The organism is Nocardiopsis sp. CC223A (genome assembly GCF_030766825.1).
Classification (GTDB): Bacteria; Actinomycetota; Actinomycetes; order Streptosporangiales; family Streptosporangiaceae; genus Nocardiopsis.
In genome coordinates, this window is sequence record NZ_JASFDV010000083.1 from 1 (window position 1) to 22293 (window position 22293).

General features: G+C 73.0%; 16 protein-coding genes and 1 pseudogene. 9 read left to right on the plus strand and 8 right to left on the minus strand.

Annotated features, from left to right (window positions below; translation table 11 throughout):
- The first annotated feature begins 193 nt into the window (after positions 1 to 193).
- On the plus strand, positions 194 to 853 hold the full coding sequence (leuE, locus tag QJS33_RS25480; protein WP_306370609.1) for a leucine efflux protein LeuE: 660 nt from the start codon (positions 194 to 196) through the stop codon (positions 851 to 853).
- A gap of 108 nt (positions 854 to 961) precedes the next feature.
- Here the strand turns inward: leuE and QJS33_RS25485 are convergent.
- Positions 962 to 1510: pseudogene (locus tag QJS33_RS25485) on the minus strand (hypothetical protein); the annotation flags it as partial.
- A 138-nt stretch (positions 1511 to 1648) separates the two neighbouring features.
- Here QJS33_RS25485 and QJS33_RS25490 point away from each other — a divergent pair.
- The 4 genes from QJS33_RS25490 (at position 1649) to QJS33_RS25505 (ending at position 5277) form a co-directional block, all read left to right on the plus strand.
- Positions 1649 to 2602, plus strand: a complete 954-nt coding sequence (locus QJS33_RS25490) for an ABC transporter substrate-binding protein (protein WP_306370610.1) — start codon at positions 1649 to 1651, stop codon at positions 2600 to 2602.
- A 106-nt stretch (positions 2603 to 2708) separates the two neighbouring features.
- On the plus strand, positions 2709 to 3551 hold the full coding sequence (locus QJS33_RS25495) for an ABC transporter permease (RefSeq protein ID WP_306370611.1): 843 nt from the start codon (positions 2709 to 2711) through the stop codon (positions 3549 to 3551).
- A complete protein-coding gene (locus tag QJS33_RS25500) occupies positions 3548 to 4441 on the plus strand; it encodes an ABC transporter permease (RefSeq protein WP_306370612.1) in 894 nt (297 codons plus the stop codon). The genes QJS33_RS25495 and QJS33_RS25500 overlap by 4 nt, the downstream gene beginning before the upstream one ends.
- Before the next feature lie 5 nt (positions 4442 to 4446).
- Positions 4447 to 5277, plus strand: a complete 831-nt coding sequence (locus tag QJS33_RS25505) for an ABC transporter ATP-binding protein (protein ID WP_372339714.1) — start codon at positions 4447 to 4449, stop codon at positions 5275 to 5277.
- Between the two features lie 72 nt (positions 5278 to 5349).
- Here the strand turns inward: QJS33_RS25505 and QJS33_RS25510 are convergent, their stop codons facing one another.
- Genes QJS33_RS25510 through QJS33_RS25535 form a run of 6 tightly spaced genes read right to left on the minus strand, consistent with a single transcriptional unit; the run spans position 5350 to position 16830 of the window.
- On the minus strand, positions 5350 to 9489 hold the full coding sequence (locus tag QJS33_RS25510; RefSeq protein WP_306370613.1) for a CHAT domain-containing protein: 4140 nt from the start codon (positions 9487 to 9489) through the stop codon (positions 5350 to 5352).
- Positions 9490 to 9503: 14 nt separating this feature from the next.
- The gene (locus QJS33_RS25515) at positions 9504 to 12515 is read right to left on the minus strand and encodes a hypothetical protein (protein WP_306370614.1); all 3012 of its coding nucleotides are present in this window, start codon (positions 12513 to 12515) and stop codon (positions 9504 to 9506) included.
- A gap of 46 nt (positions 12516 to 12561) precedes the next feature.
- The gene (locus QJS33_RS25520; RefSeq protein WP_306370615.1) at positions 12562 to 12984 is read right to left on the minus strand and encodes an FHA domain-containing protein; all 423 of its coding nucleotides are present in this window, start codon (positions 12982 to 12984) and stop codon (positions 12562 to 12564) included.
- Positions 12960 to 13634, minus strand: coding sequence for a 4Fe-4S single cluster domain-containing protein (locus tag QJS33_RS25525; protein ID WP_306370616.1), 675 nt, complete (start codon positions 13632 to 13634; stop codon positions 12960 to 12962). Before QJS33_RS25525 ends, QJS33_RS25520 begins: the two co-directional genes overlap by 25 nt.
- On the minus strand, positions 13631 to 15598 hold the full coding sequence (locus QJS33_RS25530) for an AAA family ATPase (protein ID WP_306370617.1): 1968 nt from the start codon (positions 15596 to 15598) through the stop codon (positions 13631 to 13633). Before QJS33_RS25530 ends, QJS33_RS25525 begins: the two co-directional genes overlap by 4 nt.
- A complete protein-coding gene (locus QJS33_RS25535; RefSeq protein ID WP_306370618.1) occupies positions 15595 to 16830 on the minus strand; it encodes a hypothetical protein in 1236 nt (411 codons plus the stop codon). Before QJS33_RS25535 ends, QJS33_RS25530 begins: the two co-directional genes overlap by 4 nt.
- Before the next feature lie 278 nt (positions 16831 to 17108).
- Between QJS33_RS25535 and QJS33_RS25540 the strand changes: the two genes are divergently transcribed.
- From QJS33_RS25540 to QJS33_RS25550, 3 genes are read left to right on the plus strand one after another with little or no spacing between them, the layout of a single operon-like run.
- Positions 17109 to 17471: a hypothetical protein gene (locus QJS33_RS25540; RefSeq protein WP_306370619.1), complete on the plus strand. Its 363-nt coding sequence runs from the start codon at positions 17109 to 17111 to the stop codon at positions 17469 to 17471.
- Positions 17468 to 18382 (plus strand): hypothetical protein, encoded by a 915-nt coding sequence (locus QJS33_RS25545; RefSeq protein WP_306370620.1) that lies wholly within the window; start codon positions 17468 to 17470, stop codon positions 18380 to 18382. The genes QJS33_RS25540 and QJS33_RS25545 overlap by 4 nt, the downstream gene beginning before the upstream one ends.
- 43 nt (positions 18383 to 18425) lie before the next feature.
- Entirely contained in the window at positions 18426 to 18671 is a 246-nt protein-coding gene (locus QJS33_RS25550; RefSeq protein WP_306370621.1) for a hypothetical protein, read from the plus strand.
- Between the two features lie 541 nt (positions 18672 to 19212).
- Here the strand turns inward: QJS33_RS25550 and QJS33_RS25560 are convergent.
- Positions 19213 to 20466 carry an ABC transporter substrate-binding protein gene (locus QJS33_RS25560; RefSeq protein WP_306370622.1) on the minus strand — a complete coding sequence of 418 codons (1254 nt, stop codon included), beginning with the start codon at positions 20464 to 20466 and terminating at the stop codon, positions 19213 to 19215.
- Positions 20467 to 21083: 617 nt separating this feature from the next.
- Here QJS33_RS25560 and QJS33_RS25565 point away from each other — a divergent pair.
- On the plus strand, positions 21084 to 22004 hold the full coding sequence (locus tag QJS33_RS25565; RefSeq protein ID WP_306370623.1) for a ketopantoate reductase family protein: 921 nt from the start codon (positions 21084 to 21086) through the stop codon (positions 22002 to 22004).
- Positions 22005 to 22293: the final 289 nt, after the last annotated feature.

The following is a 22293-nucleotide window of genomic DNA, read 5'->3' on the forward strand; positions in this document are numbered from 1 at the left end:
CAGGTACTCCAGCCGGACGTCCGACCAGGCCCGGCCGTCCGGGGCGACCCGGCCGGCGGCGCGGTCGGCGTCCACCGCCCGGGCTGCGTGGCCGCGCACGTAGCCGTCCACGGACCCGACCCGCGGCGCGGATGAGCAGGGTCACAGGACACCGGGGCTCCCGCCGGGAAAGGTGGGATGACAGACTTCCCCCATGCTCGGCATCATCGACCTGCCCACCTACCTGGCAGGCCTCGTCCTCATCGTGCTCCTGCCCGGCCCCAACTCGCTGTACGTGCTCTCCGTCGCGGCCCGCGGCGGGACCCGCGCCGGGTACACGGCCGCCGCCGGGGTCTTCACCGGCGACGCCGTGCTCATGCTGCTCGCCGCGGCCGGGGCCGCCACCCTGCTCCAGACCAACCCGGTGGTGTTCGCGGCCGTGAAGCTCGCGGGCGCCGCCTACCTGACCTGGATGGCGATCGGGATGCTGCGCTCCGCCTACACCATGTGGGCCACCCGGCGCCGGCGCAGCCTGGACCAGCAGGCCGCCGACGCCTCCGGGGCCGGGGCCGCCGAACACCCCTACCGGCGGGCCCTGGTGGTGTCCCTGTTCAACCCGAAGGTGATCATCTTCCTGATCTCCTTCTTCGTCCAGTTCGTCGACCCCGCCTACGCCTACCCCGCGGTGCCCTTCCTGGTCCTGGGCCTGCTGCTACAGCTGGTCAGCTTCCTGTACCTGTCGGCGCTGATCTTCGGCGGCACCCGCCTGGCCGCCGCCTTCCGGCGGCGGCGCAGGCTCTCGGCCGGGGCGACCTCGGCGGCGGGCGCCCTGTTCCTGGGCTTCGCCGTGAAGCTGTCCCTGAGCTCCGCCTGACGCCCGCGCGACGGCTCGGCTCCCCCGGAGCCCACGCTTGAGGGTCTCGCCGGAGGCGTTGCGCGACAGGTCCCCGACCAGCCGCACCGCCCTGGGCGCCTTGAACGCCGCCAGGCGCCCGCGCACGTGTTCGGTCGGCGCCTCCGCCGACCCCGTGGTGTCCGCCCGGGCGGCGGGCACCACGTACGCCGCCACCGCCTCGGTCCACCCCTCGTCGGGCACCCCCGCCACGCCACCGCCGGACGGGTGTAGCAGGACGTCCTCCGCCTCGCGGGAGGCCACCGGGACCCCGCCGGTGTCGATGACGCCCTTGATCCGGTCGACCACCTCGATGCGGCCCTCGGCGTCGGCGCGGACCGGGTCACCGGAGTGGAACCGGCCGCCGCGGAACGCCTCCCCGGTCTCCTGCGGCTTGCCCCGGTAGCCCCGGCGACCGGTACACCACCTTCCCCGGCTCCCCCGGCGGGACGTCCCCGCCCTTGTCGCCGACCACCCGCGGCTCCACGAACAGGGCGGTCCGCCCCGCCGCGGGGCGCGGCCACCTCCCATCCTCGTGTGAGCGAGAGCACAGGGACAAGGGTCGTTCGCGCGCCGGGGGCGGGCACCGGCCCCGGGTCCGGCGGCGCCGCGGCGTCGGCGCGGACCGGGCGCGGTCATCCGGCCCTGGGCTGTTCACGCGCCCGAAATGTGGCCTGCACACGTCTTGACCTGGTGACCCCCATCACTTATGTTCACTCACAGAACACTTGTGCGCCCAGCGAACATGCTTGTGCAGCCCCACCCCTTGGAGTCCCGATGCGCCCCTCACCGACGCTCGCCGCCGCGGCCGCAGCACTGCTGGTCGCCACCGCCTGCTCCGCCTCCGGGGAGGACACGGCCGATGGAGGGCTCACCACCGTCACCGCCGGCGTCATCCCGATCGTCGACGTCGCCCCGATCTACCTCGGCGTCGACCAGGGCTTCTTCAGCGACCGCGGCATCGACCTGCAACTGGAGGCCGGATCGGGCGGCGCCGCCATCGTCCCCGGCGTGGTCAGCGGCGAGTACGACTTCGCCTTCAGCAACGTCGCCTCCCTCATCGTCGCCCGCGAACAGGGGCTGCCCCTGACCACCCTCGGCAACGGCGCCACCAGCGTCGGCGAACAGGGCGCCGACTTCGGCGGGGTGTTCGTCCTGGAGGACAGCGACATCACCGACGCGGCGGAGTTGGCGGGCGCCACCGTGGCCATCAACAACCTCAACAACATCGGCGACACCACCGTCCGCCAATCGGTCCGCGTCGCGGGTGGGGACCCCGAGGAGGTCGACTTCGTCGAACTCCCCTTCCCCGACATGCCGGCCGCGCTGGAGACCGGCCAGATCGACGCCGTCTGGGCGGTGGAGCCCTTCGCCTCCGCCATCCGCACCGCCGGACACCGGGAGATCGCCTCCAACTTCGTCGACACCCACCCGGACCTGTCGGTGGCCGTCTACTTCACCTCCGAACAGAACCGGGCACAGGACCCCGAACTGTTCGAGGACATCACCGCGGCCCTGGAGGAGTCCCTGGCCTACGCCCAGGACAACCCCGACGAGGTCCGCCGCATCCTCGGCACCTACACCGAGATCGACGCCCAGGTCATCGAGGAGATGGTGCTCCCGCGCTTCCCCGCCGAGATCAGCGCGGAGTCGGTGCGCACCCTGGCCGACCTGATGGTCACCGACGGCCTCATCGAGACCGAGCCCGACCTCGACGCCCTCCTGCCCTGACCCCCGCCCCGACCACACCTGCCCGGAGAGGACCCATGACCTCCGCGAGGACCCCCCTGAGCGTGTCCGCCGTCCGTGCCGTGCCCGACCCGGACGCCCTGATCCGATGAGCACCGCCGCCGTTCCACCCGCCCCGGCCCCGCGCGGCGCACGCCGTCCGGGCGCCCGGGTGCGCACCGCACCCAACCGGCCCGTCCTGGGCTCCGCGGGCGTCCTGGCCCTGCTCCTGCTGTGGGAGGCCGTCCCACGCCTGGGGGCCGTGCCCGAACGCCACTTCCCCCCGGCCTCCGAGGTCCTGGCCACGCTCGCCGAACGCGCGGGCACCACCCCCTTCTGGGAGGCGGTCGGCCACACCCTGTTCGGGTGGGCGCTGGGCCTGGCGATCGCCTTCGCCGCCGCCGTGCTGCTGGGCTTCGCCCTGGGCTCGGCACCCCGGGTGCGGGCCTTCACCACCTCCACCGTCGACTTCCTGCGCCCCATCCCCTCCGTCGCGCTCATCCCGCTGGCCGTGCTGATGTACGGCACCGACATCCGCTCGACACTGCTCCTGGTCGTCTACGCCTGCTTCTGGCTCATCTACATCCAGGTGCTCTACGGCGTCGCCGACGTCGACCCGGTCGCCGAGCAGACCGCCCTGTCCTACGGGCTGGGAAGGCTGGCGCGCATCCGCCACGTCGTGTGGCCCACCACCCTGCCCTACCTGATGACGGGGCTGCGCCTGGCCGCGTCGGTCGGGCTGATCCTGTCCATCACCGCCCAGCTGATCATCGGCTCACCCGGCATCGGCCAGCAGATCACCGCCGCCCAACAGGGTGGTGCGGTGGCCCTGGTCTACGCATGGATCGTGGCCACCGGCGTGCTCGGCGTGGTCATCAACCTCGGCGTGCGCGCCCTGGAGCACCGCGTCCTGCGCTGGCACACCTCCGTCCGAGGGGAGTCCGCGGCATGAACCGCCCCACCGTCGACCGGCCCCGGGCCGCCCCGGCGGCCCCGACCGAACAGGAGGCCCCCGTGGCCCGCCCACCGCGGCGCCCCGCCGGGGCCGCCCGAACCGCCCGGCCCGCCGGGGCGCTCCTGCGCACCGCGCACGTCCTGCTGCTGCCCGCCGTGCTCGTGGGCGCGTACTGGGCCTTCACCGCCCGCCCCGACGCCGGGTTCTACACACCCACCCCCGACGCCATCGCCGGGGCCTTCGCCGAACTGTGGTTCTCCGAACGGCTCTTCGTCGACGTCCTGCCCAGCCTGGGCCGACTGCTCACCGGCTTCGCCCTGGCCGCGCTCGTCGGCGTCGGCCTGGGCGTGCTGCTGGGCCTGGACGCGCGCGTGCGCGCCATCGCCGAACCCGTGCTGGAGTTCCTGCGCGCCATCCCGCCGCCCGTCCTGGTCCCGCTGATGATCATGCTCGCCGGGATCGACGACGGCATGAAGGTCGCGGTCATCGTCTTCGGATGCGTGTGGCCGATCCTGCTCAACACCGTCGAGGGCGTGCGCGCCGTCGACCCGGTGCTCGCCGACACCGCCCGCTGCTACGGGATCGGCGGGGTGACCCGGCTGCGGGTGCTCGTGCTGCGTTCGGCGTCCCCGCAGATCATGGCCGGGCTGCGGCTGGCCCTGGCCCTGGCGATCATCCTCATGGTCATCAGCGAGATGTTCGCCAGCTCCAGCGGCCTGGGCTTCGCGATCGTGCAGTTCCAGCGCACCTTCGCCATCCCCGAGATGTGGGCCGGGATGGTCCTGCTCGGCATCATCGGCTTCGTCCTGTCCTCCCTCTTCGAACTCGTCGAGGGCCGCGTCCTGGGCTGGTACCGGGGCCTGCGGTCCGCGCACCGCGGGGAGTGAGGACCATGCCCGCCACCGACACCACCCACCACCGAGGAGTGCGTCCCGGCATGCTCAAGGTCACCGGACTACAGAAGATCTACAACGGGGGCCCGGCACCGGTCGAGGCCGTCCGCGACCTGACCTTCGAACTCGCCGAGGGCGAGCTGGTCTGCCTGGTCGGCCCCTCCGGATGCGGCAAGACCACCCTGCTCAAGTGCATCGCCGGACTCATGGCGCCCACCTCCGGGACCGTGGAGCTGGCCGGGGAGCCGGTCCTGTCCCCGCCGCCGGGCATGGCCGTGGTCTTCCAGGAGTACGGGCGCAGCCTGTTCGCGTGGATGAGCGTGCGCGCCAACGTCGAGTTGCCGCTCAAGGAGAAGAAACTGCCCCGGGCCCGCCGGGAGGAGCTGGTCGCCGAGTCCCTGGAGGCCGTGGGGCTGACCGCGTTCGCCGACGCCTACCCCTGGCAGCTGTCGGGCGGCATGCAGCAGCGCGTCGCCATCGCCCGCGCGATCGCCTACGAACCCCAGGTGCTGCTCATGGACGAGCCCTTCGCCGCGGTGGACGCCCAGACCCGCGCCGACCTGGAGGACCTGGTCCGCTCCATCTGGCAGCGGCTGGGCGTGACCGTCCTGTTCGTCACCCACGACATCGACGAAGCCGTCTACCTGGGCGAACGCGTCCTGGTGCTGTCCAACTCGCCCACCGTCGTCCAGGACGACGTCACCGTCGACCTACCGGTGGAACGCGACCAGCTCACCACCCGCCAGGACGAGCGCTTCACCCGCCTGCGCGCCCACGTCTACGCGCAGATCCAACAGGCCAAGAAGGGCACGGCCCCCACCGCCGCCTGAGCCCCGCGGGTCCCGGGGCGACCCCCGCCCCGGGACCCGCGGCCCCTCCCACACCCGCCGATGGTTCCAGGCTCACCACCCCTGGTGGGTGAAGGCGGCCCGGCACACCAGGTCCAGCTCGGTGTCCGGCTCCCAGCCGAACTCCTCGGGGACGGCGACCGGGGACCGGTCCGGGTCGGACATGCACAGCTGCGCGGCACGCAGGGCCTCGGCCGGACGGTGCCCTTCCCGGCACACGTGGTAGTGGAACAGGTAGGACAGGACCGCCGTGCGCACGTCGGGCACCTCCCACCGGGAGGACACCACTGTCGCGGCCCCGGCGCTCAAAAAGGCCGACGCCAGGCTCAACGCCTGATCATGCCCCCCGGAGGAGCGGTCAGACCCGCACGACATCAGGGTGACCAGCGCCCCCGGGCCCTGGGAGTGCGACCCGGCCCGGGCCAGCAGGTGCCGGACGGTCAACACCTCCTCCCCCAATGGGACATGGGACTCCTCGGGCAGGTCGCCGGCGCGGGCGTGCGTACTCATGTGCAGCAGGTGGGCCCCGCCCTCGTCCGGCGGCCGCAGGTACTCCAAAAAGTCCGCGACCGGGACCGGCCCGTCCTGCCCCAGGACCGGCGCGCCCGGGTAGAGGTCACGGCGCAGGGCCTCCACTTCGACAGAGGAGGCCGTGAGGTCACCGGTCGGATCCTGGACCAGGACCGGGCGGTCGGCCACCGGGGCGGGATCCCGCCGGGCGACGTCCACGAGGTGGCGCACCGTCGCGGTGTGCGACACCACGGCCCGTTCCACCATGACGATGTGCCAGGGCAGCGAGGACAGGTCCCCGAACCCGGTCATCACCAGCCGGGGCGGCCGGTCCGCGCCAACCGGGGCGACGTCGTCCAGCAGCGGGGCGATCACCCCCGCCGCCCAGTCGCGGACCCGTATCAGGGCCTTGCGGAAGAGGCCCCGCCGTTCGCCGTCCAGGCCGTCCCCGGGATCGGCCGTCGAGAGCTCGTCGGCGGCCCGCAGGAACTCCACGGCCTCTTCCGCGTCCGCCCGCAGCCTGGGCAGGGGCACAGGGCGCGCGGTGCCCCGGGTGGTGACGACCAGCGCCCCGCCGCCGCCCGGCCGCCCCGGTGGGGCGGGGACCAGGACGACCAGCGCGTCCCGCCCCAACCGGCGCAGCGCCCCGGCGATCTCGTCGAGGCCGGGCGGTGTCAGCAGTTCCTGGAAGGCGTCGTCGCCGCCCAGGGCCCGTAGGACCCGGTGTCGCAGGTCATCGACCCGTTCCAGGCCCAACAACCCCGCCGCGGTCCGCGACGGGGCGGACGCGTCCCCCTCGGTGACACGGGCCTCCCACTCCCGGGCCAGTTCCTCCTGCCCGGCCTCGTGCAAGATCCGGGCCACGCCGACGGTGTGGGTCGCGACGTGCGGCAGCAACCCCTGGCCGAGTTCCAGCACGGCCGCCAGGTACGCGGGATCGGCGCCGCGGAGCAGTTCCCGGTGGGCGGCGAGCCCGGCCCGGCGCGCCGCCTCACGGGCCCTGACCAGGGCCTGGCGACTGTCGGGTTGCAGCCAGGTCTGGTGGACCAGGGCTCGCAGGGTCTGCAGCTCGGCCCGCCGGACGCGGTCGGGGGCTCGGCCGTGGGCGGTGCTCTGCAGGAGGTCGGACAGCCGCCAGTTCAGGTCGGCTGCCAGCGGGTGGGAGAGGTCGACCTCGTCGCACAGCCGCTCCATCTCGCCGAGCGCGCTGGAGAAGTCACCGAAGTTCCGGTCTCGCAGGAAGCGCATTTCAGCGAACAGGGCGAGCAGGGCCCGGGCACGGATCCCGATCACGCCTTCGGCATCGCGGGCCAACTCCTGTAGCCACTCCGTCGCCTCCTTCAGGAGCCCTGGGGTGATGCGCCGTTCCTCGGCCCGCCTGCCGCCGGGCGGGTCGGCGACGACGAGGATGGCCATGGCGGCGCGGAGCACCGCCATGTTCCGGTGCGGCATGTACTGCGCGGGACGGTCGCGGCGGTCGGCACGGGCCGCCTCCAAGATCAGGTCGAACCCCGGCCCGGCGCCCAGGACCGACTCGGGGTCCTCTAGTTCGGCGGTGAAGAGCAGCATCCCCAGCTCGCTCAGGGCCGACGACCGCTGCGGCAGTCCCGGATCAAGCGCACGCACCTCCTCGGTGATCTGCTCGACCCAGGTCGCGGGCAGGTCCGGCCAACCGTGGCCCCGTCCGTGGGACAGGGCCGCACCCACGAACTGGCCGTGGATCCGGAACTGCACGTGGGTCCCCGGAACGACCTGGGCGCGCAGCCCCGGGTGGCGCCGGAAAAGCCCGAGTCCTTCCACGACCAGCTCATAGGCGTTCTCGCAGTCGGCCAGGTCACCCCGCTGGAAGTACCGCGTGATGAGCGCGCCTTCGAGTAGGCCCAGAGCGGACAGGTGCTGTTCGGGGGCGAGGGAGGCGGGCAGGTCGTGCAAACGGTCGACGACCCGGTCGAGGTCACGGGGGTCCTCGCTCTGCACCGCCCCGGCCAGCTCCAGCAGCAGGCCGATCAGGTCTCCGTGGACGCCGATGTCCCCCAGGAGCCCGGTGTCCTGGGCGTGGAGGATCTCCAGGGAGTGCCGCAGCCACTCACCGTCGAGCACCCCCGTCTGGAGGCCGGTCATGGTGATCAGTGCGAGCATGGTCGCGGCCCCCGAACGGCGGTCGGCCTTGTCGGTGGCGTCGATGAGCGAAGTGAGCAGGTGCACCGCGCGGTGCACGTCGTCCCTGGTCTGCGCGTAGCCCAGGGGCCTGAGTTGGACGCGCCCCGCCAGGTATCCCGCCCTGAGAAAGTCGATCTCCCAGCGCAGCTCGGCCAGATGGGCCGTGTCCGGCGGATCGTCCCCCCCGCTCTCTCCCCAGGCCTGCGGTACCCGGTCGAGCAGTGTCTCGGCCTCGTCCAGGATGTCGAGCGCCCGGTCGGCCATCGCGGCCGCCTTGGGCGGAGCACCCCCGTCCTCCCGGTCGAAGAACAGGCCGAACGCCTCTACGAGGGTCCTGACCACCGTGACGCGCAGGTCCGCGTCGGCCTCGGCCGACGCCTCGGACAAGCCGAGCAAGTCCCGCAGGTATCCGATCAGCGCCTCCAAGTGGTCGGTCCCCGACTCCTGCCGGGCCAGGGGGACCAGGCACTCGACGAGCCCCAGGAGAGCGGAGCACTCACCCCCGTCCCCGCGGACCTCCTCGTGCTCCCCGCTCAGGGCCAGGAGCTCGCGGTACACGGCGGCACCGCGCTCCAGGTCCGCCCTCCCCTCGGCGCTCTCCTCCCCGCAGGCCTCGGCCCGCTGCAGGAGCGACCGGCCCGCACACCACAGGAGATACCCGCGCTCTCCGGGGTCGGCGGCGGCTCCCGCCCCCGCGATCAACGTGTCGATCATCGCCGTGAGAGCGGACAGGCCCCGGGGCGTGGCCGCGCCGACCGTCGCGACGGTCTGTTCGTACAGTTCCAGGAGTTGCCCGAGGACCAGGCCGTCGACCTCCCGCGCACCGGTGCCCGCCGGGTCCGCCGCCCTCGATGCGAGCAGACCCTGAACCGCCCGGTCCAGGTCGACCAGGGCCTCCTCCACCGCACCGCCCTTGTGGTACAGGTCGGCACGGTGGGACAGGGCCTCGGCCAGGGCCAGGGCCTTTTCAGGGTCGGTCCGGCCGAACAGGGAGTGTTCCAGGTCAACGGCGTCGGCGATAGCCCTGACGGCTGCCGAGGCTTCGGAATGGCCCTCCTCCCCCCTGAGCCGGGAGCGCTCCAGGTGGGCCATGCCCAGCACGAAGCGGACGTGGCACACATCGTCCCACGCGTCCTCACCGAGCAGGTCCTCCAGGGGCCCGACCGTGTCCCGGAACGTGTCGGCGGCCAGGACCACCCCGTCCAGGTCGGCCGCCCGGGCCCGGTCCTGCTCAGGCGGGCGCAGCCGGAAGAGCGCCCAGCGGTGGTTCACCTGGAGGGTGTGCAGGTACGCCAGCCGAAAGCCGTCCCACTCCGAACGCCGCCACGGTGGCGGCACCGCGTCCAGCAGCCAAGACAGGTGGGACAGCGACTCCAGTGCCGCCGCACACGCCCGCACCCCGTCCTCCTCGTCGGCGATCAGGTCATCGCACAGCAGGACGATGTCCTCGCGGATCCGCGCCTCCTCCCCGGGATCGTCCGACCGCGTCAGTGCGGCGCGCAACGCGTCGAGGGTCTGCGACATCCGGTGTCTCCGTTCTACGATCTCTTGGCGGTGTAACCCAGGGAGCACACACCGAGCAGCAGGGCCCAGCCCCCCTGGGCGAGGGTCTGTTGGACGAAGGACTCACCCCCCGCCCGCGAAGCCCCGATGACGGTGACCACATCCACCCACGACGCCAGGAGATCGGGGCGCCATCCGATGAGAGCGAACGCCACGGCGACCAGGAACCCCGCCCTGAACCGGTGCCGGGCCGGGAGCAGCCCGACCAGCGCGGCGATGGCCACGGCGACGGCCGCGATCTGCCAAACCGAGGCGGTCGAGGCGGTCGTGCCGGTCGGAGTGATCAGCACCGGGAGGCCCTCGATCCGGGCGGACCGGCTGAAGAAGTCCGACCACCACACCACGCGCGCGGTCTCCACCAGGGTGAGGACACAGAAGAGGAACAGCCCCAGGGACGGGGCCAGGCCGATGCCGCCCCACCATCGCGCATTCAGCGGCGGCGCCTCCCAGATGCTCACGAAGGTGAAGGAGTCACCGCGGACCTTGAGCATCACCGATCGGAAGACCCGCAGGCACAGCAGGGCGTACACGGCCGTGACCGGGACGAGGAAGACCCCTTGCAGGTAGGGGTCCAGGAACAGCGACGGCCACAGGAGCAGATCGACCGGGTCCAGGAGCACGCGCTCCAGCCCCATCGGCACCGGCCACCACAGGGTGTTCCAGATCCCGCCGACCTCCAGGTCCGGGTGCTCCACCCGGCCCAGGAACGTGTATCCGACCGGGACCCACATCACGCAGGTGAGCAGCGCGCCGTCAGTGTCCTTGAACCGTTTCCCGGTCAGGGCGATCAGCCCCGCCGCGAGCATCCCGAAGGGCAGTGCGCCCCAGAGGGTCTCGGGAGTGTCCGGACGCATCGCCAGTGCCGTGAAGGCGACGGCCAGGCCCCCGAAGAACACGGCCCACAGGCGCGTCGACCACGTCCTGCGCAGCGCCCAGGGGGCCTGTGCGACCTGCTGGCGCCGTGCCCTGCGTTCCACGCCGGCCTGGTCGTTCACCAGGACCGCCGCCGTCACGGCCTCGGCCGTGCGCTCGCGCCAGGCCTGCAGGAGGGTGCGCCGGTTCCAGGAGGGGCCCGGCAGCCACCCTCCAATCGAACGCCGCAGTGCGCGGGCGGCCGTCCCCGGGGCCAGCCGGGTGTCGTGGGTGCCGTGGCGCGGGGTGTCCGAGGCCAGGTTGACCAGGGTCTCCCGAAAGGCCGTGTCCGCGGGGTCGGACGGGTCCACCGTGATCCGGTCGTTGGCCGCCACGGCCCGCTCCCGGGCCCGGGTCAGGGTCCGGTCGAAGGTGGCGCCGATACGGGCGATCCGCCGGCACACCCCCCGGTCCGGGTCGTGGCATCCGCCGGGGTGCACGCAGCGGTGCCGTTCGAGGACCCGCAGGATCCGCTCCGCCCGGTGCCCGCCGGCGGTGACGCGGGCCGACTCGATGATCTGCCCCAGCACGGCGCGGTCCGCCTTGTCCCGGGAGGAGGCCAGTCGTGCCAGCCCCTCGGCGTCGACCCGTCGGCCCCGGTAATAGGGGGTGGCCTCGGGGGCGAAGGCCACCACGACAGCGGTGACCGCGACGTTGAGCAGCTGATGCTCGGTGAGATCGCTCCCTGCCCGGTGGGCGAACGCCTGCTGGAAGTGCTCCAGCAGATCGTCGAGCCAGGTGCTCTCGGGGGTACGGCGGGCCCATGCGCGCAGCAGGAGCAACTCCTCCTTGGGCGCTTCGGCCAACCAGCCCGCGACTCCCTCAAGGCCGCCCTGGCGTATGTCGTCGTGGAGCGCCGCGGCAAGCGCCCTGGGCTCCCGATGGGAGACGTTCTGGTAGAGGACGTAGTCCCGTTCCACAGGGTCATCCCCGGGGAGCGGCGGGTCGCCGCCCGCCAGCCACAGCCGCACCTCCTCGGCACCCCAGCGCCGGGTCCAGTCCCTGGTCAGCAGTCCGGCGATCAGGTTGCGCAACCGCGGGTCATCGGTCTCGAACCCGGCGAGGTCGCCGCGCGTCGCCCGGTAGTACTCGATGTACTTGTCCTTGAGGAGTCTGCCGTTCTCGTCCACGAAGAGCAGGTTCCCGGTGACCGCCTCCCGCAGCATCAGCCCCACGGCGTACCAGGCGCGCTGCCTCATGTTCGCGCCCAGGATCTGTTCGGGGGGCGCGTAGGCGGCGGTGTACGGCGCGTTCCCGACGTCGTACTGAGTGGTGGTGAGTCTGCGGACCCCGCCGAAGTCGACGATGACCGGCTCCCGGATCCCCTTCCCGGCGCGGAACCGGATGTTCTCCGGGGTGAGGTCGAGCGGGTTGTGGTTCACCCCGCCCTCGTCCTGCCAGCAGGCGAGCATGGCGGAGAGGGACTCGATCAGCCCGCGTACCCGTGCCGGGGCGAGCCCGCCCTTCCCGAGTCCCTCGGCGATGACCGCGCGCAGGCTGCGGCCGAGGAATTCCATGGCGATCCAGGCCCGGCGCTCGGCCTCGTGGAACCCGTGGTCGTGGATGAGGGGCACGTACCGGGTGTCCCCGGTCGCGGCCTGCTCGGTGAGGCGCCCGAGCAGTACCCGCAGCCCCTCGTCGATCTCGTGGCGCCCTTTCCCGTCCGCTCCCCCCGCACCCCTGTCCGGTTCGTAGACCTTGACCGCGAGTTCGGCCTCCCCGTGCCCGTCGTCGCCGGGGTGGGCACGGCGCACCCGCCACACGACCCCCTCCGAGCCCGAGCCGATGACCGCGACCGGTTCGTAGCGGTCGCGCAGCCAGTCGGGGAAGCCCTGGTCGTCCGACCGGCCGATCCGGGCGGGTTCCGGTTCGGTGGCCCGCTCACCATCGTCCTGGCTCTGGATACGGGTGGGCGGACTCTGACCCGCGCCTTCGGGCTCCCCGCCCTGGATACGGGTAGGCGGACTCTGACCCGCGCCTTCGGGCTCCCCGCCCTGGATACGGGTAGGCGGAGACACCGAGGGCTCGTCCGGTTCGTCGGGGCTCTCGGCGCCGGGAAGGGTGTCGGTGCTCATCGGAACCGTTCCTGATCGTGGGGATGGGAAGGCGGGGGCGGCCGGTTCACACGTCCTCGTCATCGACGATGCGGACCTCGATGTCCTTGGCGAAGGTGATGGTATGGCCGGGGCCCACCTCCACCGAACGGCCGTCGGCGAGCCGCGTCCCGTCGACGAAGGTGCCGTTGGACGAGCCCCTGTCGCTCAGCAGCAGGGACCCGTCCCGCCACTCCAGCCGGGCGTGGTCGCGGCTGACCTGGTCCAAGTCGCTCATCCCGGGTAGGCCGGCGAAGGCCGGGGCGTCCCGTCCCACCGACAACCCCTCCTCCGGGATGGGCACGGTGCGCCCCAGCGCGGGGAGGTGCAGGCTCCACTGGCGGGCGCCGTGCACCGCGACCAGTTCCTCCAGCGGGTGGTAGCGGCAGTACCCCGGCGCGTCCTCGGTCGGACAGCCCTCCGGGTTCATCCCGCAGCGGTAGGTCGCCATGACACCTCCCCGGCCGTGATGCCCCGGCCGACCAGCTCTCTTTCCAGGGCCGTGAGCATGCCGCGCCGCGGGACCCCGATCAGCAGGACGGCGTCGTGCTCCACCCGCACCTGGACCGGCGCCCGCGCCGGTCGGTGGTCGATGTACCGCGCGTAGCGCCGGTGGCCCAGCGCGGTGCGGGGCAGCAGCAGCTGGTTGGCCGACCCCCGCCAGATCAGGGAGGTCTCCAGACCCGCCCGGTAGCGGCCGGTGATGAGGGCGTCGACTCCGGCGAGGATGCGCGCCACCGCGGGGTCGGCGGCGCGTTCGGTGATCTCGGCGGGCTCGTGGCCGGTGTACAGAAGGATGTCCGCCCCCGGTGCGAGGCGGTCGCGCTCGGCCCCGGCCGCATCGACCAGCTCGGCCACGGCCCGCGCCTGTTCCAGGGGCTCCCCGCCACTGATGGTCAGCCCGGTGGCACCGGCCGCCAGGACGTCCCGCCAGACGGCCGTCAGCGACTCCAGTGGTACCGGTGTCCCGGCGTCGGGGTCCCAGGTGTCCCGGGACATGCACCCGCGGCAGGCCAGGGAACAGCCCTGGGTCCACAGGACCAGGCGGGTCCCCGGGCCCAGCACGGTCACCGGGAAATGGGCGCGGGCCAGGCGGATCACGGGTCCATCCCCTGCCGGTCCTCCCGCTCGACCACGAGTTCCGGGGCCTTGTCGGGTTCGATGACGACCTCGGCCGCCGTGATGCGCTCCCCCGGGCGCGCGGGACGCAGGAAGAGCTCCCGGGCCAGGGGGTCGGTGAGGTGGGTCTCCACGATCCGGCCGACGGCGCGCCCGCCCTGGGCGCGCATCTCCGGTTCCTGGTACTTGTACGCGAGGAAGGCGCGTACCGACGGGCCGATACTCAGGTGGGCCCGGTGCCTGCTCTCCACACGGGTGACGACCGAGGCGAGCATGAGGTCGAGGATCTCCCCCGCCACGTCGTCGTCGATGAAGTCCATCGCGACGAAGCCGTCCCCGAACCGGTTGAGCAGTTCGGGGCGGCCGATCCCGTCACTGAAGTAGGCGTTGAAAACGGTGCGCAGGGCCTCCCGGACGACCCCGGGTTCCAGGTCCGGGGTGAGCACCGGGATCGTCTCGCCCTTCTCGGCCCTGGCCTCCCACGCCTTGCGCAGGTGCTCGGGCAGTTTGGCGACCCCCAGGTTGGAGGTGAAGATCAGGACGCACTCGGTGAAGTAGACGGTGGCGCCGCGCCCGTCGGTGAGCCTGCCGTCCTCCAGGATCTGGAGGAACAGGTCGAAGATGCCCGGGTCGGCCTTCTCGATCTCGTCGAAGAGCAGCACGCTCACCGGGGCGGCACGCACGGCGTTGGTGAGCTCACCGCCCGCCTCGAAGCCCACGTAACCGGGCGGCGCCCCGATGAGGCGTTCGCGGGCGTGCTCGGCGGCGAACTCGCTCATGTCGAAGCGGACTGGTTCGGCGTCCTCGCCCAGGATCAGCTCGGCGATGCCCTTGGCCAGCTCGGTCTTGCCCACTCCGGTCGGCCCGGACAGGAAGAGCACCCCCCGGGGACGGTTGGGGGAACTGGAGGCGTGCGCGCCGGTGAGGCCGGTGGCCGAGCGCATGAAGATGTCCATGGTCTTGCGCACGGCGTCCCGCTGCCCCCGGACGCGGCGGTTGAGGGTGGCCTCACCGTTGCGGATCTGCTCCAGGACCCCGGGGTCGGACCAGGGATCGTCGACGACACCGACCCGGTACAGGCGGGCGGCCTCCTCCAGGCGGTCGGGGTCCAGGTCGCGCTCGTGGGCGAGCTGGCCGATGGAGTACACGTCCACCAGCCCCATGCCGTGGGTGAGGCGGGACAGCCGGACGGCGTGCCGCTCGGCCTCCGCCTCGGGCAGCTCCGCCAGCAGGGGGTGCAGCGCGTAGCGGGCGGCCCGGGCCCGGGTCGCCGGATCGGGCCGGGGAAGGGTGATGACCCGGATGCGGGCGTTGCCCATGGCGAAGCTGGCGGGCAGGTCCTCCTGCCGTTCGGCGACCCACACGATGGTGTTGTAGGGCGCGGGCAGGCCTCCCACCCTGGGACGGCCCGCCTCATGGGCCAGGGCCTCGGCCGCGGCAAAGAACAGCCGGGTGTTCTCCAGTTGGTGCTGTCCGGGGTCGCCGAGGCGGCCGGCGAAGGGCAGCAGCAGGCTCACCGGAGGGCTGTCCCGGTTGGCGGCCACGGCCGCCATGACCGAGCGCAGCCGCTGGAAGTCGCTCCCGGAGCGGGCCTCGGCACCGATCCTGGAGACGTCGCCGCCCGCGGGGGTCAGGGCCCGGTCGATCGCCTCGGCGGGCGGCGCGGGCCGGTCTGCGGCCCGGCCTCCGGCTTCCTGGTGCGCGATCCGCTCCCACACGATCCGGTCCTGGACGATGTCGTGGCGGAGCATGCCCGCGTACCCGCGGCGACGGAAGAGGGTCCACAGGGCCTGGGGCAGGTCCAGCACCACGGGCCGCCCCTGCTCACCGGGCAGCAGGTACCGGTCCCTGACATTGCCCAGCAGCAGGATCTGCGGGTAGACGGTGAGGGCGAGGTCCGTCTCCTGGAACCACGCGGGCGGGCGGGCGCCGCCGGTCCCGGTCACCGGGACCGCCGCCGCTGCCTGGCCTGCTCCTGGTGGCGTCGGCGCCGCTCCTCTTCGGCGGCGCGGGCCGCGGCGGCCTGCTCCGGTCGTTCGAAGGCGGTGGGGCGGGCCGCAGCGGCAGGGTGACGGCCCGGCGCGTGCTCGGTCCGGGGATGCCAGGACAGCGCCCCCAGATGCGCGCGCAGGGTGGGGGCGCGGTGCGCGCAGAACCATTTCTGGGTGTCGACGTCATCGCCGGGTTTCTTCCCGGCGGGGCGGTCCGGGTCGAGGTCGACGACGCCGGTGGACAGGTCCATGCCCTCGCGCAGGCGCACCCGGACCCCGTATCCGGGGGCTGCGGGGCCCTCGGTGTGCAGCGGGACCACGATCTCGCCGGTGGCCGCCAGGACGTCGGCGGCCTGTTCGTGCACGTCACAGTCGATGGCCCGCAGGGCGGTGACGATTTGGCGGGCGGTGTCGGCCCGGCCCCGTTCGGCCGCGGCACGGGCCACGGCCTGCTCGACGCGGTGTTCCAGAGCGCGCGGGTCGTCGGCCCCGCGGATCTGCCGGACCAGGGCGGCGCGTTCGTCCTCGCCGGCCAGGGCGGCCCTGGCCATGAGGCGCTCCTGGGCGGCCACCCGGGCGTGCCGTGCGGCGCGGCGGCCGATCGCGTCGTGCAGGTCCATGCGCAGTTCCAGCTGCGACCGCCCGAAGTCGGCGGAGGAGGCTGTGGCGGCCCGGTCCCGCATCCGGGCGAGGCGGTCGGCGAGGGCGTCGGCGTCGGCCTCGTCGATCCGTCGCGCCTCCTTGCGGACCAGGGCGCGGCATTCGGCCAGGGCCCGGAGGTTGATCTCGGCGTCCGCGGCGGCGCGGGAGCCCGCCGCCGTGCGGGGCTCGGGGACGGAGTCCACGCCTCGGACCCCGGACTCCTCGCCCAGGGACCGGGCCAGGCGTGCGCCGACGGCCTCGGCGCGAGATGCGGCGGCCCGCTCCCGAACCCGGGCGGCCTCGTCCCGCAGCCGGATCAGGGCGTCGGCGATCTCCCGGTCGGAGGCCTCGGCTCCGGGCACGGCGATCTCGGCGGGCGGGGACGCCGACCGGCCGCCGAAGACCCGCAGCTCGGCGGCCAGACGCCGGAGTTCGGCGTCGAGCGCGCCGAGTTCGGTCAGGGCATCGGCCAGGGTGAGCTCGTGTCCCTGGACGGCGATCCTGCGGACCGGAGGGGTGTACGAACCGAAGTATCCACTGCTCAACGCGCCTCGCTCTGGGCCTGTGGGGGTGGGCGCGGCCGGGGACGCCGTGCCGGAGTGGGGAGGGCCCGCGGCACATCCCCGATGATGAGCCATATTAGACTCCTTTCTCCGGCACGAGCGAATTTCCCAAGAAGGCCGATCCCACCATTAACAAAAGCGACAAATGATTCACTGGAAACACCTGATGGCAAAAATAGACATAAACCCCATAGGGCACTAGCCACGCGGAAGGCGCGTGTCGGACATGGCTGCCCACAGGCCGGACAGAAGGCGAGAGGATGTCCAACGCCGCGCGGACGAACGAACGACTGTGCACGAACCTGCACCTTTTCAAGGAAGCCACCACCGAGGATCCGAAACTCAAAGAGCGGCTGGACCGGTTGAAGAGGCTGGCCAAGGACGGGAGACTGCGCCAGAGCGACCTGGACGGGCTCCTGCGCAGGCTTCCCCCCGATGTGCGCGAGAAGTACCGGAACCTGTTCCTCCCCGGGACTGAACGCACCCCCGGCCCGGTGCCCTCGGTGTACGCCTGCCCCGAGGACCTGTGCCCGCGCACCGTCCCCGTCGAGCGCGCGAAGGTCGCCAAACCCCGATGTGACCTGCAGGACAGGGACATGGACCACCGGGCGACGATGCTGTGAACCTCCTCCTCGCTGAAGTCGGCAAGAAGGGCGCCGAGCACTGGTGGACGCTCCTGGCACTGCCCGGCGTCCTGTTCCTGCTCGCGCTCGCCGCCAGCGCCCTGCTGGAACCGGGGGACCTGCTCGACCCCGGCACGGCCCTGCCCCGGGCCGAGGAGGACCTGCGCTCGATCACCGGGACGGAGCCACCGGTAACCACGGCGCAGATCGCCGCACTGCTGATCACGGTCACCCTCCTGGGCCACGCCGCCGCACTGGCTGCCAAAGCCCTCACACCCCTGGTCCGCACGGTATGGCTGCCCGCGCGGAACCGTCCGGGCACCGGACCGGGCGGGCGCCCCTCCCTGAAACAGGTGTTCACCTCGTCCAAGAACCCCCTGGACTGGCTGACCCTGCTCCGCATCCGGCGCTGGGAAGGGCTGGGTTTCGCCGAGCAGAGCCGGATGGCTCTGATCCGCCCCGAACGGCCCACCTGGATGGGCGACCGCATGGCGGCCCTCGCTCAGCGGGTCCAAGGCAACTACGGACTGCACGTGGGCTGGACCTGGCCGCGGCTGCTGCTCCTGCTTCCGGACCGCGCCGTCGACTTGGTCGACCGCACCCGCGGGGACCTCGACCGGGCCTGCGCCCTGGGGGCGTGGGGGGTGCTGTACCTGCTCGCCTCGGCGGCGGCCTGCGCCCTGTCCCGGCCGTGGTGGCCGATGGCCCTCATCGGCGCGGTCTGCCTGGTAACCGCCTGGTGGCAGGCACGCGGCGCGGTCGACCGCCTGGCGACCCTGGTGGAGTCCTGCTACGACCTGCACCACCGAGAACTCCTCACGGCCACCCCGGACAAGGCGGGTCCCGAAGGATCACCCTTCGACACCAGACAGGGGACCGACCTCACCCTGCGCTTCAGCAAGAACCGATGAACCCCGGTGCGGGCACGCGGCCGGTGCCCGGCAGGATGGCCCCATGGCCGGATGCATCCCCGGGAACCTGGATGTTCCCCCCACGAGGGGCGCCCCGAACACCGCGAGGCCGAACGCGAGCGGGCCGAACGCAAGCGACGGCTACGCCCCGGACACGATCATCCGGCCGCTGGAGTGGTCCTGCCCTTCCGAGGACGCCCTGGCCGTGCGGTTCGAGACGCGCGGCCACTACCGGGAGGCGCCGGCCCCCGCGCGGTGGGACTCCGAGGCGGCGCACCACGCCTACTGACCGGCCGTGGACCTAATCCGGATCGCCACCGCGAACGGCGAGATCACCGAGGTCCCGGCCGGGGCCGTGTACGAGGCACTGGACGGGGGAGGCGACCGCTGGGTCCTGGATGTGGACGGGTGGCGGCGCACCGACCGAGACACGGCGGGGCCGCGGGGGGCCACCCCCGCGGTCCCGCCCCGCACCCGCCTCGGCCCTGAGTGCCTCGGCCATCAGGCCGCGCATGAAGTACCGGCCCGGCACCGGGTACACCACCGGTGTGGGCGGCGACGCCGGCACCTGCCGGCTGTAGGGCACCACCATCGACCGGCCACATCGTTCGGCTGCACCGTCGGCCGTCGGGCCCGGGGAGGAACACCGCGAACAGGAAGTCGTTCCACACCGAGATGGGCTGCCGGATCAACGTCACCGCGAACGCCTGCGCCGACACCACCCGTGCGCAGGCCCGCGGCGCCCCCGCCCCGCCCACCCGGGCCGCCGGGGGCGCGGCGCACCGCCGACGGCACGGCCGGGGCCGCCCCGGACCGGTTCCGGGTCGCGCTCACTCGACCCGAGCGGCCCTGACCAGCGTGTTCTGCAACGCCTTGAGGTCACCGTCACCCAGGTACAGGCCCACGGCGGTGTCGACGTCGTTCCTCCACCGGTCGCCGACCGTGACCCCGTGCCAGAACGAGCCCGCCAGCTCCGGCCCGGCCTGCCACTCGGCCAGGGCCGACTCCAGGTAGGGGCTGTCCGCGTACTCGGCCGGGTCGGCGTCCTCACGGGCGGGGATGGAGCCCTTGAGCGGGTTGAAGACGTCCTGGCCCTCCCGGCTGCCGACCAGCGCCAACCAGGTCAGCGCCGCCTCCTCGTTGGGCGCGCCCACGGGCAGGGTGAAGCTGTCGGAGAGCCACAGGTAGGTGCCCTCGGTACCGGGGGAGGCGACCCAGCCGTAGTCCTCGCCCGGAACCGCCCCCAGCTCGTCGAAGTACCCCGCCGCCCAGTCGCCCATGATGTTGAAGGCGGCCTCGCCGTCGGCGACCCGGCGCGCGGCCTCCTGCCAGTCCTCGGTGGCCGACGCCTCCTGGGTGTGCTCCACGACCTGATCGAACGTGGCCAGCGCGGCGGCGACCCCGGGGGTGTCCCAGTCGGCGCCGGGCTCCCACAGGGCGTTGTAGGCATCGGTGCCCAGCGACCCCAGCAGCACCGACTCCAACAGGTGGTCGACCGTCCACTGGGCGCCCACCGCCATGGGGACGGCGTCGGTCTCCTCCGCGACGGTCTCCAACGCCTCCACCAGCTCCTCGGGGTTCTGCGGCAGGGCGTCGATCCCGGCCTCCTCCAACACCGCGGGGCTGTACCACATCACATTGGAACGGTGGATGTTCACGGGCACGGAGTACACGCTGCCGTCGTAGGTGATCTGTTCGACCAACCTCTCGGGCAGGGCGTCGTACAGGCCCTGCTCCTGGAAGAAGTCGTCGAGCGGGCTGAGGTAGCCCCTCTCGATGTAGTCCTGGAGTTCGGCCCCGGCGTGCCCCTGGAAGGAGTCCGGCGGGTCGTGGCTCTGCAAGCGCCCCTCCAGGACCGCCCGGGCGTTGGTGCCCGAGCCGCCGGCCACCGCCGCGTTGACGAACTCGACGTCGGGGTTCTCGGCCTCGAAACGCTCGATGAGCGCGTTCAGAGCGGCCTCCTCACCGCCGCCGGTCCACCAGGAGAACACCTCGACCCGATCGCCCCCGCCCCCGCCGCACCCCGAGGCCACGAGCACCAGACAGAGCGCCCCCGCCGCGACCGACCACCGCCGTGCACGCATGACCTCTCCTTCCGGAGCGGAGGGGCCGTCCCGCGAAGGCACCCCACCCATTATCTCCTGGATCACAAAAGTCGCCTGCCGTGCCATCCTTTGCACCCTGCGCACAACGGGTCAAGACCTGTAAGGATCCGACGCCGAGGCGTGACCTGACGTCGAATCCCGCAGGTGGGAGGGTGACCGCACCCGCCCTCAGGGCACCGGCCCGTTGACGACGACGGGCCACGCACCGCCCTGCACGCCGTCGCCCCGAACGGTGTGGGCGGCGACCGCGCCGGGAAGCGGCGCCGGTCCCGATCCGCCGCACCCCGCCCCCGGCACCGTCCGGGTCGGCGACCACCACCGTGTCCGGGCCCCGCGTTCCCACCGGCGCGTCCCCCAGGGGCGGGCCCCGGACCCTCTCCTCGCTCCACCGCGAGAATCCGACGGCCCCCACGACCTCCCCGGCGGTGACAGCCGGGGGCGGGTCGCCGGACGGGTGGACGACCCCCTGCGGCGCACGACGCCCTCCGGTCGTGGCCGGAGCCTCCAGGGCAGGCCCCGCCCACGGCCTTGCCCCGAGCCATCCCATGGCCCTACGTTGTTCGATGTTCAACGAACCACCCTGGAGGGAACCGGCAGTGAGAATCCTCGTCGTGGGTGCGGGCGCGGTCGGCGGCTACTTCGGTGCCCGCCTGGCCCAGGCGGGCCGCAACGTCGACTTCCTGGTCCGTCCGGCCCGCGCCGACCTGCTGCGCGAGCACGGCCTGCGGGTGCGCGACCTGGACGGCACCGTCGAGACCGTCCCCGTCACCGCGGTCACCGCCGACACCCTCACCCCCGGCTACGACCTGGTGATCCTGGCCGTGAAGTCCTACGGGTTCGACGCCGCCCTCAAGGACACCGCCCCCGCCGTGGGCCCCGGCACCGCCGTCCTGCCCCTCCTCAACGGCATGCGGCACATGGACGCCCTCATCGACCGGTTCGGCGCCGACCGCGTGTACGGCGGCGTGGCCATGGTGCAGACCCGCCTGGGCGAGGACGGCGAGATCGTCGAGGTCGGCGAGCTGGCCCGGCTCATCTACGGCCCGGTCTCCGACACCCCCGTCCTCCCGCTGGAGGAGGTGCACGCCGCCCTGGACACCGGGACGTTCTCCGCCACCGCCGCCACCGACGCGGTGCAGGAACTGTGGGACAAGTGGGTGTTCCTGGCGACCATGGGCGCCTGCAACTGCCTGATGCGCGCCCCCATCGGTCGGATCAACTCCACCGAGGGCGGGCGGGACTTCTCCCGGGCGGTGTTCGAGGAGGCCGCCGCCGTCGCCGCCGCCTCCGGACACCCCGTCCCGCCCCGGGCGCGCGAGCGCGCCGACCGGATGCTGGGCGACACCACCTCCCAGACCACCACCTCCCTGTACTGGGACCTCACCCACGACAACCCCGTGGAGGCCGACCACATCATCGGCGACCTGGTGGCGCGCGGCCGTGCCCTGGGCGTGGCCACCCCGCTGTTCGCCCTGGCCGACCTGCACCTGCGGGTGTACGAGACCGGACGCACCTGAACCGGCGATCGCGCGGCCCCGCCCGGGGATTCGACGGCGCACGGGAGGCGGCCGTGGGCCGCACCGGACGCGGGGCGACACCGCGCCGGGCCGACCGGACCCCGGGGAGACCCCGCCGACCACGACGTGAACTCCCACCGGCCTGCTCCCCCGGGCGCGGGTCCTCCGGGCCGCCTCCGGGCCACCGGCGGCCCGGAGGACCTCATCGCCTTCGACGGCGCGGACTCCGTCGACCGTCCCCCCGGGCGGGCCGGTGCGGGGTTCGACCACGCCCCGGGGCGGGCAGGAC

Excerpts from the sequence above, each read along its gene's own strand:
- leuE (WP_306370609.1), top strand. The coding sequence starts at position 194 with ATGCTCGGCATCATCGACCTGCCCACCTACCTGGCAGGCCTCGTCCTC.
- QJS33_RS25490 (WP_306370610.1), top strand. The coding sequence starts at position 1,649 with ATGCGCCCCTCACCGACGCTCGCCGCCGCGGCCGCAGCACTGCTGGTC.
- QJS33_RS25495 (WP_306370611.1), top strand. The coding sequence starts at position 2,709 with ATGAGCACCGCCGCCGTTCCACCCGCCCCGGCCCCGCGCGGCGCACGC.
- QJS33_RS25500 (WP_306370612.1), top strand. The coding sequence starts at position 3,548 with ATGAACCGCCCCACCGTCGACCGGCCCCGGGCCGCCCCGGCGGCCCCG.
- QJS33_RS25505 (WP_372339714.1), top strand. The coding sequence starts at position 4,447 with ATGCCCGCCACCGACACCACCCACCACCGAGGAGTGCGTCCCGGCATG.
- QJS33_RS25510 (WP_306370613.1), bottom strand. The coding sequence starts at position 9,489 with ATGTCGCAGACCCTCGACGCGTTGCGCGCCGCACTGACGCGGTCGGAC.
- QJS33_RS25515 (WP_306370614.1), bottom strand. The coding sequence starts at position 12,515 with ATGAGCACCGACACCCTTCCCGGCGCCGAGAGCCCCGACGAACCGGAC.
- QJS33_RS25520 (WP_306370615.1), bottom strand. The coding sequence starts at position 12,984 with ATGGCGACCTACCGCTGCGGGATGAACCCGGAGGGCTGTCCGACCGAG.
- QJS33_RS25540 (WP_306370619.1), top strand. The coding sequence starts at position 17,109 with ATGTCCAACGCCGCGCGGACGAACGAACGACTGTGCACGAACCTGCAC.
- QJS33_RS25550 (WP_306370621.1), top strand. The coding sequence starts at position 18,426 with ATGGCCGGATGCATCCCCGGGAACCTGGATGTTCCCCCCACGAGGGGC.
- QJS33_RS25560 (WP_306370622.1), bottom strand. The coding sequence starts at position 20,466 with ATGCGTGCACGGCGGTGGTCGGTCGCGGCGGGGGCGCTCTGTCTGGTG.